The organism is Vibrio sp. 2134-1 (genome assembly GCF_033339495.1).
This window is the reverse complement of sequence record NZ_JAWOUS010000001.1, coordinates 325,309-341,834: the sequence shown is the minus strand read 5'-3', so window position 1 is coordinate 341,834 and position 16,526 is coordinate 325,309. Positions and strand designations below refer to the sequence as shown.

Sequence of the window (16,526 nt, the reverse complement as noted above, 5' to 3'; positions counted from 1 at the left end):
ATAGATAAACAACGGTACTACGTGAGTACTGTCGGCACTGTGATAGGGTTACTCACGTAGCATCGAAGCTCTGATTTTAAGCGTTCGATATCATGATGAGAGCACATATCCCAAGTTAACGCCTCCCCCACTACTCCGTGATGCTGAAAGGCATTTAAACGTATAAGCACCGATTCAGGAAGAGTACTCAAGTAACGTCCAATTGCTACGATTTCTATATCTAAATCACTTTTTTGGGGAATATGCAGTAAGCGGACCTCGTACAATTTTTCGTGCTCAACAAGGTACTGAAGGGTTTTAAATACACGATGATTATCACGCCCAGTTAGCCACTGATGCGTCTCCGTCTGCCACGCTTTCAAATCGATCATTGCGCCATCCAGAAAAGGTAGAATACGCTGCCAACCAGCAACCGCTAAAGAACCGTTACTGTCGATGAAACAAGAGAGGTGCCGTAATTCAGGATCTTGTTTTATCCCTTTAAACAGCTCAATAATGAAAGGAAGTTGTAAGGTAGATTCCCCACCGGATACAGTAACACCACTGATGAAAAAGCGATGTTTGCGTATCAAATCGAGCATTGTTACTACAGAGTAGTCAGTAATTTTTGGAGTAGATTGGTTCTGACATATCTCTATACAATGATCGCAGTGGGTGCACTCCTCTTTAAGCCAAACAACGTTGTTGTTTTCGTCGAACTTCAATGCGCCTGCTGAACATTCACTCACACACTCACCACAATGATTACAATGGTTTATCGTGTGAGGATTGTGGCAGTTCAAACACTGATAGTTACAACCCTGTAGAAAGATGACTAGACGATTTCCTGGCCCATCAACACAAGAGAAAGGAAGGATACGAGTGACTTTTGCCAAAAGGCTTCCACTTCGTCTAGACATCTTGTTCTTTCCTAAACCGAACTTATGCCTGCGTGTAAGTCGGTGTTACTTCATGACTCACCACACGTGGCGAGCGTTCTAAAATTTTGGTATTTTTTGCTGCTTCTGCACCTAGAAACGTCGTGTTGGTTCTCGAACCTTCTTTATCATATTTCGCGACATCTGAAAGTTTGATCATGTAGCCTGTCACGCGAATTAAGTCATTTGAAGTGACATTCGCGGTAAACTCACGATAACCAGCATTTAGTGCCCCTTTACATAAATTGAACATCGCTTCTGGGTTAGATTTCACCGTTTCATCAATCGTCAAAATATCGCTGATACCCGCACGATAATACTGATGATGCTTCGCCGTTGCTTGTACATAAGTGACAGGGTCTGGCTCTGCACCATAAGGCAGACGTACACCTGGCGTAACATCATGATCTAAGCTAATGCCGCCTTGTGCATGTAAGAGCGCTTTGCCATCTAAACCATATTTCACCGGGGTTGAGTCCACCAGTTTAGCCAGTGTTGCTGAAACATCATGAGCAAAAGTATTTGCTCGATCATTTTTTCCGTATCGCCCTATTTGCCCTTCTTTTTCAAATAGAAGGTTTACCGCTTCGGCCATGCCGTAAACGCCATACATTGGCGCGAAATAGGACTCTTTTATCAACCCTTCTTGCGTCAAAAAGCCTTGAAAGAAGTTCGATTTTTCATGCAAGTGCGTGCTTCTTGCGTTTATGAGCTCGACCATTAATCGATGGTAAGAAGGCAACGCATTTAAGAAGTCGTTACAGTCTGATGCTCGTTTTGCAACTTCTTTTAAATTCATTCGCACCAATGTGTTCGAGCCACCTGCTAATGGAAGCGAGTTGTAGCAACTTACAATACCAAAGCGTGAGCCGTTGTAGGCTTTCGCGTGCATTGGGTAATTGGCGATATGCGGTTTACTGCATTCACAAATGTTCTGTGTCGCTTGACGAAGTAAATCATCAGGTGTAACTGTCTCGTCGTACATAAAGGTGAGATTCGGTGCGATCTGCTTGAGCTCCGCATCTACTTTTAAAACAGTGCGACAAATAATGTTGTCTGTCGGTCCGACATTCACATGCATAAACGCATCTGGCAATGTGCGATCCAGCATGATCCAAAAATGTTTTAACTTTTTGTAAATCTGGCTCTCTGTTAGGTCGCCTATGTAAGGCAACAAGACATCATCTAACTGGCCTAAGTAAACCGGAATGTTCGTTACCGAAGGAACATGATGGTAAATGATGGTCAGCATGTTCAACGCATCATCGAAATCATCAGCCGGAGACAACTCTAAATAGTCTGAGCCTTGCGATAGAAATTTAGCGTAATCAGGCAACACATAGCGAGGTTTAAACGGTGCATGACCTTCAAACATATCGCAGATGATGCCTTCATCCATTGCTTGTCTCAGTGATGGAGATACGGTCATGTAAGGAATGCACGCTTCCGCCTCTAAAGCTAAAAAACTCGACTTCTGTTTTGGAGAAAGACGGACGTCGGTCGCGATATCTAGAAAACGTTGTTGTAGTTTAGAAAGGCTTGTCATCTAAGATATTCCTACAAAGTAACCACAAGCCCACAAGACAAAATACGAGCTCTACCCCTAAAGAGTAACGTGATTTTACTCCTGCTTGGCTGTTGCCACTAATGAAAATAAACAAAACGTCTATTTCCATTCTGGAAATAAGACAAAGCTAAATTAGCGCATTCCAACTTACTATATGGGAAAACCTAACTGCGTACCGAAGTCTGTCTTATTTATCGGTTTGCCGTCGACAACATCACGCCAGCACCAATAAATACTCCACCAGTCAAACGATTGAACAACTTCGCTCTTCCAGCGACAAACAACCAATCAGAGGCTTTTACCCCTAACAATGCATAAAATGTTAGCCAGCTAAGCTCAAAAACCACAAATGTAGACGCGAAAATCGCGTATTGAGCCAGTAGCGGTGCGGAAGGTTCAATGAATTGAGGAAACAAAGCGGTGAAAAAGACTATCGCTTTGGGGTTACTAGCGCCAACAATGAAACCACTAGTGAACGCGCTGAACGCTGTCGCGGAACTTTGAGTCGTTGCCGTTTTATTAAAATCTGTCTGAGATGAGCGCAACGCTTGAATACCTAACCAGATTAAATAAGCGGCACCACACCATTTGATAATATTAAAAACTAACTCAGATGAAGCAATGACAACTCCCAGCCCGGTAAATGAGAGCGTAAGGATGATCGTAATCGCAGACAAACTGCCAAGTGCAGTCATGAAAGCAATACGAAACCCACTACTCACTCCTTTACTCAAACACAACAGTGAGCTTGGTCCTGGTGAAGCAGTGAGCACGAGAATGGCAAGAGTGTAAAAAATCCATGTATCTATTTGCATTGGCATCCCTTCCAGAAAAAAGAGGTTTATAGCCCATTGTGTATAGAACTATTTTATCGCCCGGTTTCTATCCATGAAGCCGAGGTCTTAAGAACCATCTTGCATCTAAATAACTTAGAAAAAATTAATAGATAGTTATGCAAATAAAATACGATCTACATGCAAGGATGTAAAGCCTGTTGTATAAGCTTATCCATTTCTCTTAATCATAAAAAGGCTTAGGATCGATCTCTAACGATGAAGGCGCTATCGCTCTTTCAATTTTGTACGCACTCGTTTTTAAATCCACAATCGTGACATCAATGTATCGTTTATACTTGCGGGAGTAGAAACATTTCACTTCTGGCTTTAATGCTTGAGATTCATTTGAAGACCAAACAATACCAACACGCCCATCGTTCAACTCGACAATAGAGCCTACGGGGTACATCCCAATGCAATTAATGAATTTGTAAACTAAGTCGGCGTCTAAATGAAATGGCGTTAGACTCAACAAGATTTTAAACGCTTCGGCAGAACTCATGCCTTTTTTGTAACAGCGATCAGCCGTTAGCGCATCGTAGATATCTACAATACAGCTCATACGGCCGTGAATTGGAATCTCCTCCCCCTTCAAGCCTCTAGGATAACCATTGCCATCTAACTTCTCGTGGTGCATCAAACAAACATCACGGCTTACGTCACTAAGTCCTTTTACGTGAAGGATAATCTCACCTGCGAACACTTGATGTAGCTTCATATGTTCAAATTCTTCAGGCGTTAGCTTCGCTGGCTTGTGCAAGATCTTATCATCGACTTTAATTTTACCTACATCATGAATAATGCCACCTACAGCAAGCTGTTTTAGCGTTGGCTTATCCAAGCCCAAGTACTTACCGAATGACACTAAAAGACAAGCGACATTGACGGAATGTTCCAATAAGTAAGAGTCTTTTTTTCGGAGTGCAGAGACACACTGCAACGCATCTGAGTCAATCAAAACACTTTCAATGACATCGTCAGCCCAAGCTTCTACTTCATCAACTTCAATGATTTTTCCTTCAAAAGTTTGATTCAATAGTTTCTGCGCCAAATCTTTTGCTTCGGCGATCAGCTTTTTGGCTCGCTTGTGTTGGATGTCTCTCGAACGATAAGTTCGTTGACCCCTCTTAAAATCTGAGTGTTTCTGCTCTCTCGTCTCTTTAGTGGCATCAGTTGATTCATCTACAGGCTTGAAGACACACTGCTGCGAAGATAATGTTTGATCTACCCAAACATACTTTACGCCACTTGTAGCAAGCTTCTTAATGCCTTCAGGGCTAGATATCCGCCCTGCATTGGCTAAATTGACGCGCTTGTTGTGCTCTATCGCGGTAACAAACATACCAACGCCGATATCAGCGAGCGCAATTTTGATTGAATTTTTCGGATCGTACTGCATATAAAGAAGGCTTACTCGATATTAACGTCCGCATTATAAGAGATTTGATTACTTGGCGTGATAATAAATTTGAATTGATTACAATTAATGAGCATCCTGTCAATTAATAATCGGTCGCGCTCATTAAGTCCTTTTTGTTATTATGGTTTTATCCAAGATAACATATATACAAATGACGTTAGAAAACAGCACATTGATACCGACACAACTGAAAATAACTTTAGGATAATTATTCATAAATATTTATAGATTGCGGACGGCATCAATAACTGTATTTTATAAATGATTTTTACTGTTGACTATTTTTTATAAATGTCGATGATTAGCCGCCTAATCTTAGTATGTTATTAACCTAGTAGCGCATAAAATGATAGCCAAACAATTTGAACTGACACTTTTGTGATTGTAATGTACGCCAGCAGATCAACTCTATGTTATCAACCCCAACACTCATCTCTGATGCTAAAAGGCTCGAGGAGGAAATATCTTGACCACCATATTTGACCAACAAGTCTCAGATAGTGACCGAGAGTTCCTAAAAATCGTCGAAGAACGATTCATTCATATCTTCGATGTGTTTAACGAAGGCCTCTTTTACATGGATGAGTTTGGAACCATGGTATTTTATAACAAGGGCTTTTATGAGCAGCTTGGTATCAACGCTGGTCGAATCAGCTTAGAGCAATGGTTAGACCTTGTTCACCCTCTCGATCGAGAAAGACTCTCCACTCGGGTCGATGCTCACATCATTACCAACAACACGAGGGTCACAACGACCTACCGCGTGCGTAAACCCAATGGACAGTACGTCTGGATTGAAGGCGTAGCCATGACCAAAGAAACAGAACATGGTCATTATATGGTTGGTAGCCACCGTGATATTTCTGAACGCAAGCTGATGGAAAGCTACATTCATCAAGTCGCATTTCATGACAATGCGTCAGGTATGGCTAATCGCGCCCATCTCTTGCTGGATATTGAAGATAGTGTGCGAGCCACCGATTCTTGTGCATCTATCTGTTACATTCAGATAGAAGAGATTAAATCTTACTTAAATCAATATGGCAGCGAGTTGGTCGATGGGTTAGTGGAAAAATTGCTACAAACTCTCAGTCACCTACCTTCTCCAAATAGTTCTGTATATCGCGTACATGATGATGACTTTGCGATTTTGATTCACGATGAATGCTCGGTAGAAACGCTGCAAAGTTATGCCGAAAGTTTAAAGGAAACCTACCACGAGGCAGTGATTGAAGAGGGCCAATACTTAGGAAGTAACATTAGTATTGGTTTGTATCCTTGCATAGATCCAAGTCACTCAGCAGAGGAAATATTACGTAAAGCAGCACGAACTTGTCAGTACGCAAGCGAGCAGAATAAAGACCGTGTTGCGGTTTACAGTGAGAAAACTCAGCATGCCGTAGACCGTTATTTCTTTATTGAGCAAGGTCTAAAAAGTGCACTTGAAAAACAGACATTAAGCGTTAAGTTTCAGCCAATTATTGACGCCAAAAGCTCAAAAGTAGTGAGCTTCGAATCTCTGGTTCGCTGGCGTAGCAAAGAGTTTGGCGAAATTTATCCAGACGAATTCATCCCCGTCGCAGAGAACAAAGGTTTGATTGTCGAACTCGGATATCAAGTCTTTGCCAAAGCGTGTGAATTTATCAAAAACTACCGTGAGCGTTACCAAAACCAAGTTCGTGTAAACGTGAATGTTTCTGTACTTCAGTTAATGAATAGTGAATTCCCTGCGCGAATTAAAGCCATGGCGGATGAGGTTGGTGTCGTTCCTGAGTCTATTGTGTTGGAACTAACAGAAACGTTTATTTTGGATAATAATCAGACAGCCATTGCCCCTCTGAATACCCTCAGGGAACTAGGATTTGCACTCTCTCTGGATGACTTTGGATCTGGTTACAGTTCATTAAATAGCTTCTTCGACCTCCCGATGACACAAATCAAAATTGATAGGTCGATGGCGTGGAAAACACTAACCAACCGCTCTTCACAAGAATATCTGAAGTTTCTTATCACTATGTGCCAGGAAAATAATATTGAAGTAGTGATTGAGGGAATTGAAGACGCCAAAATGTGTGAATTTTTTACCGAAATGGGCGTCGATTATCTGCAAGGTTATTGGTTCTCTAAGCCACTTTCTGTTGCCAGTGCAAGCCGCTATTCGTTGAGTTAAGCATACTAGAGCAATATTCCGCACGGCCACGTTAAACATGCTGAACTATTCACTATAGATTTCAGACACTAACTGGCCGTGACGAAAACAAAGCTTAATGCCCCCTAATTAACGTAGGCGTTCAAACACCACACTCTGATCTAAATGTTCGTGATACTGAGTGTAATCTAAGCCCACATCAAAGATATATTGGGTCACCAGGTTTCTAACGCACTCTATTAATTGGCTTGCTTGCCATGGTTTTTCAAAGTAGCGGTCAATGCCTGCGGAGTTGATCGCATTAATCGTATCGGTGTGCGTCGCTTGCCCGGTAAGAAGCACTTTCCTCGTAAAGCCAAAACGACCGTCTTTTGATACATCGGTCAGCAGTTCTACTCCCGTTTTACCTGGCATCACATGATCGGAAATAATCAATGCGATCATCTCGCCTTCTGCATCAAATTCATCCATCAGTTCTAGAGCCTCACCTGCTGATTCGCAGTCTTCGACATTCAACCATTGATTTAACGGCTCTAAATCTTGTAGAACCGCGCTTAGTACCTCTCGTTGGTCATCAACGCAAATTACATTAAGCTTCTCCATGTTCACCCTCTACTGGTAACTTGATTCTAAAAATCGTTTTTTCACTGTCGCTCTTTACCACAATAGAGCCGTTATATCCGGCGATAATGCGCTTCACAATCGACAGACCTAACCCTAAACCAAACGACAATCCCCCCTTTTTAGTGGTGAAGTTTGGCCGGAAAATTTTTCTACGTGTCGCTTCATCAATTTCTGGTCCGTTGTTAGCAATCGTGACCAAAATTTTACCCTTACTCTCCCGAGTATGTATTTCGATACCGGGTTTCTCCGTTTCACCAAGTGCATCGCACGCATTCTTTAAGATATTTACCCAAACTTGGACGAGTTCGGTTTGAGAACCAATAAAAGCAGGTAAATCCGCAGGGCTAAAACGAACACTCACTCGTCTTAAGTCACTTTGCAATAGAGCCAAGGCGCGATTGATTGAATCATTGATGTTAATCGCTTCATCCAAGTCGATATCCGTGCGCCCCAATTGTTTTACGGATCGCACAATGCCAACGGTATGTTTAGAAGCGATGCGTAAGTCATGGAGATCTCGCCCCATTTGCCAGAAACGTATCGCTTCTTCTGGTCTTTTTAGCCAATGTTCTGAAAGGAAGTTATTTGGAACGGCACGTGCAAGATCACGAGCAACCTCCTTGGTTAAACCGTAGTATTTTTCGAAGTGACGCCCCCGCTTTCTCGCTTCGCTAGAAGAGACTTTCTGCCCTTGCATTAAACCAAAATCAAAAAATTGACTCGCTTCCGGATGAACTTCTTCAAGCAGTTCCATGATAACTGTCTCTAGCCGTTCTGATTTACTGCTTACAACGCCTATCGCATTGTTCAACTCATGAGCAATACCCGCTGCAAGCTGCCCCAACGTTGTCATTTGCTCTGCGGTATGAAGCTTTTGTAGCGCTTTTTCTTTAGCTAATGCCTCTTGCATTGCACGCCGTTGACGACGAGATAATTCGTTAACCATCACAGGCATAAATTGTGTCGTCAATGGTCCGTATGTCGCCTCTTCCACGGCGGGCGTATCACGCTGTATCCAAGCCAATTCAACATCGGTTTGAGCAATCACTGTCGAAGAGGCAGTCCACGTACCAGAAAAGAAACTATGTACGCCAATAAACGCACCTTGAGACGCAGAAAATACCTGAATCGGTTTCTTGTCATCTTCCGCGTAATAGCCCGCCAGTTCTCCCGACAGCACATAGTACAAGCGATCATTGTAGCCAGCTTGCTCAATAAGCACCGACCCGGATAAAACCGTTAATCGGCGTTCAAGGTGATTAAAGTAGCGTTGTACTAACGCGTCTAACTTCGTTTCGTACATGGGTTATCCAATATGCCCAACAGTATGTAAAATCCACACCATCACAAAGCTGAGTAATACGCCAATCACGCCTAGCACGGCACCGATACGAGCCATTTGGCCGCTCTCGACATGCCCTGTTGCATGAGCTAACGCGTTTGGTGGCGTACTGATTGGTAACGACATACCGAGTGAAGCAGCAAATGTCACGACTAAGATCAGAGTAACTTCACCGCCGAGAGGCGTTAACGAAGCCATAGAGGTACCTAACGCAGCCATAATCGGCATCAGCAAGTTTGCGGTGGCAGTATGCGACATAAAGTTTGCCATTAACAAGCACAAGAAAGCCGCACCAAACAAGACAACATATGGCGAGAACTGATCAAACGGAATGCTGTGTACCACCAGCTTCGCAAGCCCGGTTTTATCTAGAGCAAGGCCCAGAGCAATACCGCCTGACACCAACCAAAGCACATCCCAAGAGATTTTCTTCAAGTCTTCTTTGTTGATGATGCCCGTCAATGAGAACACTGCCACCGGAATTAATGCTACTGTGTAAGAATTCATTCCATGTGCAGAACCCATCAACCAAAGAATAATCGTGCCGGCAAAGGTGACGTAAACCATTATTGCTTTGGGTGTTTTCAAAAACTTGCTTTTAATGTTCAGATCGATGGTGGTTTGTTCGGCTTTATACAAAAAGCCAATCAGAAACCAGGCTAACGCCATCATCACAATAACGAATGGCACACCAAATACCATCCATTCACCAAACGTAATTAAGTTGTCACCAACCAAATATTTTAGGGCGATGGCATTCGGTGGCGTGCCGATTGGAGTACCAATGCCACCAATGTTGGCTGCAACAGGAATACACAAGGCGAATGCAATTCGACCTGGGTCTTTAGGCCCGAAAACCGCTATCACAGGGGTTAAAATGGACAACATCATCGCTGTTGTTGCGGTGTTTGACATAAACATAGAAAAAACAGCGGTGATCAGCATCAACCCCAGCATAACGAACTTTGGTTTTTGTCCAAATGGTTTGAGTAACACTCGGGCTAAGTTGACATCTAACCTGTACTTTGTCGCCGCCATAGCCAAAAAGAAACCGCCGAGGAAGAGCATGATAATCGGACTAGCGAAGGTCGCCATTATCTCGTTGTATTGTAATAGCTCACCAAAATGTGGCTGCCCTTCTTGCAAACGAAAGAGCACAATACCTTTATTTGATACAAGCAATAGCTCTAGGACAATGATCACAACCGAAGTGGCGTAGATTGGAATTGGCTCGAATACCCAGCAAAGTGCGGCAAGCAAGAAGATTGCAATCACTCTTTGCTGGACGATAGTAATGCCATCAAATGGGAACGCAGAGAGAGGCATCAACCAAACAAGCAATGGTATCAATGTTGGAACAACGTATTTGAGATAAGGGCGCATAGTACTACTTCTCTTCCTGAGATGGTTAGCCAGACACATTTGGCGTTTGGAACGCTATTACCCGCCGCAAAACCAAAACTTTCAGACTGTTTTTAAGCCTTCAGAGACGAAATGCGGTAATGGCGTTCCAGAGAAGATTATGTACACTGTTTTCAAACAAAACGTTGGTGCGAGATCAATGAACTCGTTTTCACATTGGAAAACATTTTATATCTGTGTTCAAGCTCACTAAATGCTCACTATTTAAGTTAAATATACTTTTCCATCATAAAGTTAGTTAAGGTTTCTCCCCTAACCTCAACATGTTGTCGAGACTTAACTGTGAAACCCATTTTCTCGTAAAAAGGTCGGGCGGTAATACTCACTTCAGAATACAGTCGTTTTATCCCCTGTACTTTCGCCTGTGAAAAAAGAAAAGACATCAAATCACGACCAACACCTTGTCCTTGGTATTCATGATGGCAAAAGAAATGATCAATCAAGCCGTCACCTTGCAAATCACAATAGCCAACGACCTGCCCTTCTATCTCCGCGACGTAGGGTTGAATATCGTCCATTTTGTGTTGCCACACATCGAGGTCAAAATCTGATGGTGCCCAAGCGGAAACTTGTGATTCCGTATAATCGCGACGATTAATGATTCGCACAGTATGGTAAAAGAGTGCCCACAGTGTTGGGGCATCCTCGGTGCGATAGCAGCGTATTGAGAGCATCAATTTCCTCATTCCTATTCAATAAATACTAAGCATTAACGCAAAGTGATACTAGTGAACTCATCATTTTCAATGCCAATCACTAAAGGCTTCCCAATCTGATCACTGTTCATCAGTACGGTTGTATTCAGCTCTCGGCTTGATCTGCGTATTTTGCTTTTTCTTATGATATGAACATTCACAATATAATCGGAATACTCCTTTATGATTCCGCCGGAAAATTCTACGTGCTCACTTTCATTGTCTCGGACAACATGAAATTTTCGATTGGCTTGAATATCAGTACTGATGGAGGAGTCACCATAGTTCAGCACAACGGACGTTGGTTCGCTATCTTGATTGGCAAAACAGCCAAATGCGAACATGCTTAATGCGAGTATACTTTTTGATTTAAACATTAATTATTCTATTTCTAGTTATTTTTCTGCTATTTGCATGACCAAACAGCACTTGTTCTGTGAGCGCCTATTGTGCCATAGCTGAACGCTGACTCTAAACGCGCAAAAAGATGAGCGATGAAAATTCCGCCCAAAACAAGCAAATGTGAGACAATGTGAGAGTCCCAAACTCACTCAATCAGTCAAAATCCACTGTAAACCTCTGTTTTTTAATGCTTTTAATTCATGTGGCTGTGTAAGGAATACATACAACCTCTTACTTTTTCATACGCAACTAGACGAATCGTTCGAGAAATACGGCATCGTCTATGCCACATGTTACAAATCGGCTTACCTTATTATTGCGTATGAACTGGAATTATGGCACTAACTTCCCTCTCTCTTTTAATAAGGAGAGGATTTCAACAATCAGGCTTGCCACGTTTTTATAGCTAAAATCAATAGAGCGTTACCAACATCGGTTGGTCTAGGAGCAATAAATGAAAGACCTTCTCAACTTTACTCACCTTGTAAAAATTGGGTTCATGTCAATCGCGGTTATGCTGGGTGGATGCACTCAAGGAGATTGGCGTACTGCTAGCAGAGAACCTGCGGGTATCGCACCCGACCCTTCTAATGTTAAGCATGCTGTGATTGAGTTTTACGCCGCAGATGCGTTTGGTTGGCGAGGCTGGTTTGCTGTTCATACATGGTTTGCAATAAAGCCTGAAAATGCGAACGAATATACAGTGTATGAAGTAGTCGGCTGGAGAGTGAATCGCGGACAACCCGCTCTATATCAGTACCAAACTGGGACGCCAGATCGATATTGGTATGGTGCAAAACCAGAAAAGATCCTCTCCATACAAGGTGAAAAGGCCCGCCAGCTTATCCCTAAAATACAAAGTGTGATTAACCAATACCCTTGGGCTGAAGAATATACGCTGTTTCCAGGGCCAAATAGCAATACATTTCCGGCTTGGGTGGGTAAACAAATTCCAGAATTAGAGCTGAACTTGCCGTTTCGCGCAATTGGTAGCGGTTACGCCAGCGATTAACAGCAAAGGTTAGTCACTGGCTCGTTTTATGTTCAGCATAAAGCGCAATATCTATTGTGCGTCGTCACCCAACTCCGTTCTATTTCTTCCATTATGTTTCGCTTTATAAAGTGCATTATCGGCGTCTTTCATTACCGCTTCAATTGGTGTGTCATTGCCTTTCCAGTGAGAAACGCCCAACGAAACCGTGACCTTACCAACGACTTGGAAGTCATGTTGTTCCACGTTGTGTCTAATACGCTCTGCAACATCCATAGCGTGGTTTACGTCTGTTTTTTCCAAAAACATCATAAACTCTTCACCGCCAGAACGACACAGCTGATCATTAGAGCGAGCTTGGTCTTTCATTAACTGCGCAAACTCTCTAAGTAAATTGTCACCCACGTCATGGCCATAGTTATCGTTTACGCTCTTAAAGTGGTCAATATCTAGCGCCAAAACAGAGAACGCGGTATTTTCCTGCTTAAACAAACCAAGAACTTTATCTAATCCACGTCGATTCAATAACCCAGTCATCGAATCTGTTAATGTATCCAGTTGCAGCTTATCAATGGTTTTTGACACGATACCAAATGCTTTAAGAAAGCTAAGCTTCAAATGTGAGACCTCAAAATACCAAGACTTAACCAGTTTGAGATCATCGATAGAGGATGAATGTTCTTCGACACCTCGCACAGCACCAGCTAACTGCCAAAGTGGTCTAGAAATAAGAAGGGACAAGAACCAAATTAGCAACAAAGTTAATAAACCAATTGGAATCGACTTAAGGAAAACATTCCACATCTGTTCATCTAGCACAGATAACGTCATCGATTTCGGGCGCTGAGCAACAATTCCCCATCCTGATGACTTTACTGGTGCATAACCAGCAAGCATTTCGACGCCGCGAGAGTTAACAATTTCTTTGTTACCGCTCTGCCCCATCGTCACCGCTTTGATTACCTCATTATCGTCGATTACTTCACCAACTCTCGACTGATCTGGGTGATAAATCAGAGTGTTACTCTCATCGACAACGTAAAGGAAAGAACCATCTTTGTATGCGTGCTGGCTGAGTAACTCTGCAAGAATATTTTCTTTTTCTAGATAAATAGTGCCGCCGATATAACCTAAATATTCATTAGATTGAGAAAATATAGGGTATGAGATGGTTAACAAGTAATTTCCAGCTGGCGATATAAATGGTTCAGTAACAACCGGTGCTTGAGCGTTTAAAGACTGGCGTTTTCTTTCACCCACTAACCTTACACCTTTCACCTGAAGTGTTTCAGGGGATACAGAAATAATAACCCCTTTTGCATTAACGACAACCACAGAGTTAAATGATTTGGTTTGCGTTCTTAATCTCTCAGCCTCTTTATCAAGAAGCTGAGCGTCATGCATCTTGTCTTTTAGCACGTTCGCACTGTATTTTAGCTGCGACATTGAGCTTTCTATGAAAGAGTCTGTCATTTCAGACATTTTTTGGGCGTAAACACGGTTTGATTCTAACGTGTTATTGATGATGAGATCCCTTTGAACACGATAAATCGAGTAGAATGCGTTGATCAAAGTGACAAGCACACTGAACACACATAGGGTGACAATAAGATTTCTAAGATTGAGTTTTTCTTTTCTTCTAAAAGACATTGCCAATGGCCAACTTTGAAGGCTTTCTATATGAATGAGCGTATAGGTTATATGAAATTGATTTGATTTTCAGGTAGTAAGTTGGGATCAATGTTAATATTTGCTCACATTAAAGAACACTTTATGAGCTAAAAAGAGAATTCAGTAGCACGATAAAGAAACCGTGCTACTTTCATATTTGGCGTTTAAGAGGGTTTTGTCTCTGTCATCGTTTTTAATATATCCACAACTAGCTGATGATCATCTAACTGCGGTAAACCCGATACCGTCACAACCCCAACCAAACCAGACCCAGAAAGCCGAATTGGAAACGCGCCACCATGAGCGCAGTACTCACGAGCATCGAGATGAGGCTGATTTTCGAAATCACGTTGCTTTTGCTTGTTGTACAGAGAAAGATAGTAAGAGCTGTGGCCATACCTTAATACTGAGTTTCGCTTCCTACGGACCCAATCTACATGATCAGCGCAGGTTCCTGCCATCGCGTATTGAAATAGCGTTTGTCCAAAGCCGTAAACCTCAATAGCAACAGCCGCGCCGCGAGCTTCAGCCTCTTCTTTTAGAGCGAGGCCGATAGACCACGCAATATGGTGATTAAATTCCGCCAACTGAAGTTCATGCTCTTGCAGGGCCACGAGTTCAAGCGTCAAACTCATGGTTTCACCTGAATCGTTTTACCCGTTTTACTGCTTTCCAATGCCATCTCAATCAGAGCGATATTCTGTACTGCTTGAGCGGCAGGAACCGGGTTATCAGTGCCCAAGCGAATGGCGTCTGCCACACCAACAAAGTAAGCTTGGTACGCGCCTCTCTCCGTTTTGATAGTTTGCGCACCGTCTTCGTCGTAACGGACGCCGTATAACGCCTCATCTTCTTCCGACCAAGCATCGTTTTCCGGCAAACGGCCTTCTTTTAAGTAGCCCTCTTGAGGATCTAATCCAAACTTTTCATATTTAGCTTCCGTACCCAATACTTTGTAGCGGAGATTCGGCTCTGGGCTATACAAGTTTGAATGCAAGTGCACAATATGCTCAGGGTAATGAAGTATCAAGTTGTAATAATCAATCGTCGTCGCACCCGGGCGCATCATTCGACATTGTGCGTCTATCGCATCTGGCAAGCCAAACAACACCAATGCTTGATCGAGAAGATGAGGAGCAAGGTCGAATAAAATACCACCGCCATCTTGAGCCTGCTCTCGCCAGCGTTGACGAACTTCAGGACGGTAGCGATCAAAGTGCGACTCAAACAGCTTTATATCACCTAACTTACCTTGTTCGATAAGAGATTTAACCGTGAGAAAGTCTCCATCCCAACGTCTATTGTGAAAAACGCTCAGCACCAGACCTTTCTCTTCGGCTAATGCGATAAGTTCATTACCATCTTCTATCCGAGTAACAAACGGTTTCTCGACGATGACGTGTTTCCCATTGTTCAACGCACGCTTTGCAAGTTCGTAATGTACGTCATTTGGCGCAGTAATGATTACGAGCTCTGCATCACTATCATCGAGTAAAGTATTCGCATCAGAAAACCACTTAGCATCTGGCCAATCATTTTGAACCGCCTCCTGTTGACGAGAGCTTATCGCGCTCAGCGTTAAATTTGGTAGCGATTTAATGAAGGGTAAATGAAACGTTTTTGCTGAATATCCGTAACCAATCACAGCGGTTTTTACGGGATCGTAAGCCATTCTAAGATTCCTTATTTCGGTGACACAACAATACATTCAATATCATTGTGATCGAGGAGTTGTTGAAAATCTGATTGAGGGGGATGATCGGTAATAATGATGTCGATCTTTGACAAATCACATACGTGGTGGAAATTGTCGCTACCAATTTTTCGGGATTCACAAACGACGATGACCTGCTGAGCTTGAGCAATCATCGCTTGTTTCATTGTTGCTTCTAACAAACTATTTGTTGTCAGCCCTCGGGATGACAATGCACACACGCCAATGAACGCTTTGTTCACGTGATAATGCTGCATTTGCTGCTCTGCTTGCGCCCCTAAAACTGCTCTGGCATAAGGGTCAAAGTGTCCGCCTAAGAAATGAACGTCCATTATGTCGTTTGTTTCAGCAGCAGTCAGCACATCAATGCTGTTAGTGACGACGTTGAGCTTGTTTTCTCCACAACACGCTTTTCCTGCATAGAGTGGGAGCAGAGATAAAATGGTGCTGGTATCAATAACAAGATGGTCGCGCTCATCCAACAACGCTGCGGCAGCTTGAGCCAGTCGATGTTTAACGTCACTCACGGGTCGACTCGCGTATGCCTCGGTATGGGAAGAGATCGGCGCAAGCATGACACCACCTCGTATTCTTTGTAACCCAGGTTGCTGACTCAACTTAACTAAGTCTCGGCGAGCTGAATCTCGCGAGATACCAAAGTACTCACAAACTTCAGACAACGTTACTTTGTTTTGCTGCTCCAGCTTCGCTCTGAGCGCTACGAGTCTTTCTTCTTGTGTCATAACTTAAATTCACTTAAGTGGTTTCAAGTCATG

General features: G+C 42.9%; 15 protein-coding genes. 2 read left to right on the top strand and 13 right to left on the bottom strand.

The features are described 5' to 3' along the window. Positions 1-17: 17 nt before the first annotated feature. The 4 genes from R7R78_RS01585 to R7R78_RS01570 form a co-directional block, all read right to left on the bottom strand. Positions 18-899 (bottom strand): YjjW family glycine radical enzyme activase, encoded by an 882-nt coding sequence (locus R7R78_RS01585; protein WP_225472886.1) that lies wholly within the window; start codon positions 897-899, stop codon positions 18-20. Between the two features lie 22 nt (positions 900-921). After that, complete coding sequence (locus tag R7R78_RS01580; protein ID WP_151514746.1) at positions 922-2,463, bottom strand: YjjI family glycine radical enzyme; 1,542 nt, start codon at positions 2,461-2,463, stop codon at positions 922-924. A gap of 212 nt (positions 2,464-2,675) precedes the next feature. After that, positions 2,676-3,299: a LysE family translocator gene (locus R7R78_RS01575; protein ID WP_005377741.1), complete on the bottom strand. Its 624-nt coding sequence runs from the start codon at positions 3,297-3,299 to the stop codon at positions 2,676-2,678. Between the two features lie 202 nt (positions 3,300-3,501). Then, a complete protein-coding gene (locus tag R7R78_RS01570) occupies positions 3,502-4,719 on the bottom strand; it encodes an HD-GYP domain-containing protein (RefSeq protein WP_225472885.1) in 1,218 nt (405 codons plus the stop codon). A gap of 487 nt (positions 4,720-5,206) precedes the next feature. Between R7R78_RS01570 and R7R78_RS01565 the strand changes: the two genes are divergently transcribed. After that, positions 5,207-6,910: a putative bifunctional diguanylate cyclase/phosphodiesterase gene (locus R7R78_RS01565; protein ID WP_213901119.1), complete on the top strand. Its 1,704-nt coding sequence runs from the start codon at positions 5,207-5,209 to the stop codon at positions 6,908-6,910. Positions 6,911-7,018: 108 nt separating this feature from the next. Here the strand turns inward: R7R78_RS01565 and R7R78_RS01560 are convergent, their stop codons facing one another. The 5 genes from R7R78_RS01560 to R7R78_RS01540 form a co-directional block, all read right to left on the bottom strand. Next, positions 7,019-7,492, bottom strand: a complete 474-nt coding sequence (locus tag R7R78_RS01560) for a response regulator (RefSeq protein ID WP_005377744.1) — start codon at positions 7,490-7,492, stop codon at positions 7,019-7,021. Beyond that, positions 7,479-8,816, bottom strand: a complete 1,338-nt coding sequence (locus R7R78_RS01555) for an ATP-binding protein (RefSeq protein WP_005389108.1) — start codon at positions 8,814-8,816, stop codon at positions 7,479-7,481. The genes R7R78_RS01560 and R7R78_RS01555 overlap by 14 nt, the downstream gene beginning before the upstream one ends. Before the next feature lie 3 nt (positions 8,817-8,819). After that, positions 8,820-10,238 (bottom strand): SLC13 family permease, encoded by a 1,419-nt coding sequence (locus R7R78_RS01550; protein ID WP_017634015.1) that lies wholly within the window; start codon positions 10,236-10,238, stop codon positions 8,820-8,822. Positions 10,239-10,486: 248 nt separating this feature from the next. Next, positions 10,487-10,951 (bottom strand): GNAT family N-acetyltransferase, encoded by a 465-nt coding sequence (locus tag R7R78_RS01545; RefSeq protein WP_225472884.1) that lies wholly within the window; start codon positions 10,949-10,951, stop codon positions 10,487-10,489. Positions 10,952-10,986: 35 nt separating this feature from the next. Next, positions 10,987-11,349 (bottom strand): hypothetical protein, encoded by a 363-nt coding sequence (locus R7R78_RS01540; protein WP_025766707.1) that lies wholly within the window; start codon positions 11,347-11,349, stop codon positions 10,987-10,989. 479 nt (positions 11,350-11,828) lie between these two features. Here R7R78_RS01540 and R7R78_RS01535 point away from each other — a divergent pair, with 479 nt between their 5' ends. Then, positions 11,829-12,386: a DUF3750 domain-containing protein gene (locus R7R78_RS01535; protein ID WP_054574115.1), complete on the top strand. Its 558-nt coding sequence runs from the start codon at positions 11,829-11,831 to the stop codon at positions 12,384-12,386. 51 nt (positions 12,387-12,437) lie between these two features. On the opposite strand, the gene R7R78_RS01530 is transcribed toward R7R78_RS01535, so the two are convergent. From R7R78_RS01530 to R7R78_RS01515, 4 genes are all read right to left on the bottom strand, one after another. After that, positions 12,438-14,015, bottom strand: a complete 1,578-nt coding sequence (locus tag R7R78_RS01530; RefSeq protein WP_225472883.1) for a sensor domain-containing diguanylate cyclase — start codon at positions 14,013-14,015, stop codon at positions 12,438-12,440. 185 nt (positions 14,016-14,200) lie between these two features. After that, positions 14,201-14,671, bottom strand: a complete 471-nt coding sequence (locus R7R78_RS01525) for a heme-degrading domain-containing protein (RefSeq protein ID WP_053306491.1) — start codon at positions 14,669-14,671, stop codon at positions 14,201-14,203. Next, positions 14,668-15,708 (bottom strand): oxidoreductase, encoded by a 1,041-nt coding sequence (locus tag R7R78_RS01520; RefSeq protein WP_054579456.1) that lies wholly within the window; start codon positions 15,706-15,708, stop codon positions 14,668-14,670. Before R7R78_RS01520 ends, R7R78_RS01525 begins: the two co-directional genes overlap by 4 nt. Before the next feature lie 11 nt (positions 15,709-15,719). Further along, on the bottom strand, positions 15,720-16,493 hold the full coding sequence (locus R7R78_RS01515; RefSeq protein WP_225472882.1) for a DeoR/GlpR family DNA-binding transcription regulator: 774 nt from the start codon (positions 16,491-16,493) through the stop codon (positions 15,720-15,722). Positions 16,494-16,526 lie beyond the last annotated feature (33 nt).

Bases quoted from the DNA above. Each gene is read 5' to 3' on its own strand.
- R7R78_RS01585 (WP_225472886.1), bottom strand. From the start codon at position 899: ATGTCTAGACGAAGTGGAAGCCTTTTGGCAAAAGTCACTCGTATCCTT.
- R7R78_RS01580 (WP_151514746.1), bottom strand. From the start codon at position 2,463: ATGACAAGCCTTTCTAAACTACAACAACGTTTTCTAGATATCGCGACC.
- R7R78_RS01575 (WP_005377741.1), bottom strand. From the start codon at position 3,299: ATGCAAATAGATACATGGATTTTTTACACTCTTGCCATTCTCGTGCTC.
- R7R78_RS01570 (WP_225472885.1), bottom strand. From the start codon at position 4,719: ATGCAGTACGATCCGAAAAATTCAATCAAAATTGCGCTCGCTGATATC.
- R7R78_RS01560 (WP_005377744.1), bottom strand. From the start codon at position 7,492: ATGGAGAAGCTTAATGTAATTTGCGTTGATGACCAACGAGAGGTACTA.
- R7R78_RS01555 (WP_005389108.1), bottom strand. From the start codon at position 8,816: ATGTACGAAACGAAGTTAGACGCGTTAGTACAACGCTACTTTAATCAC.
- R7R78_RS01550 (WP_017634015.1), bottom strand. From the start codon at position 10,238: ATGCGCCCTTATCTCAAATACGTTGTTCCAACATTGATACCATTGCTT.
- R7R78_RS01545 (WP_225472884.1), bottom strand. From the start codon at position 10,951: ATGCTCTCAATACGCTGCTATCGCACCGAGGATGCCCCAACACTGTGG.
- R7R78_RS01540 (WP_025766707.1), bottom strand. From the start codon at position 11,349: ATGTTTAAATCAAAAAGTATACTCGCATTAAGCATGTTCGCATTTGGC.
- R7R78_RS01535 (WP_054574115.1), top strand. From the start codon at position 11,829: ATGAAAGACCTTCTCAACTTTACTCACCTTGTAAAAATTGGGTTCATG.
- R7R78_RS01530 (WP_225472883.1), bottom strand. From the start codon at position 14,015: ATGTCTTTTAGAAGAAAAGAAAAACTCAATCTTAGAAATCTTATTGTC.
- R7R78_RS01525 (WP_053306491.1), bottom strand. From the start codon at position 14,671: ATGAGTTTGACGCTTGAACTCGTGGCCCTGCAAGAGCATGAACTTCAG.
- R7R78_RS01520 (WP_054579456.1), bottom strand. From the start codon at position 15,708: ATGGCTTACGATCCCGTAAAAACCGCTGTGATTGGTTACGGATATTCA.
- R7R78_RS01515 (WP_225472882.1), bottom strand. From the start codon at position 16,493: ATGACACAAGAAGAAAGACTCGTAGCGCTCAGAGCGAAGCTGGAGCAG.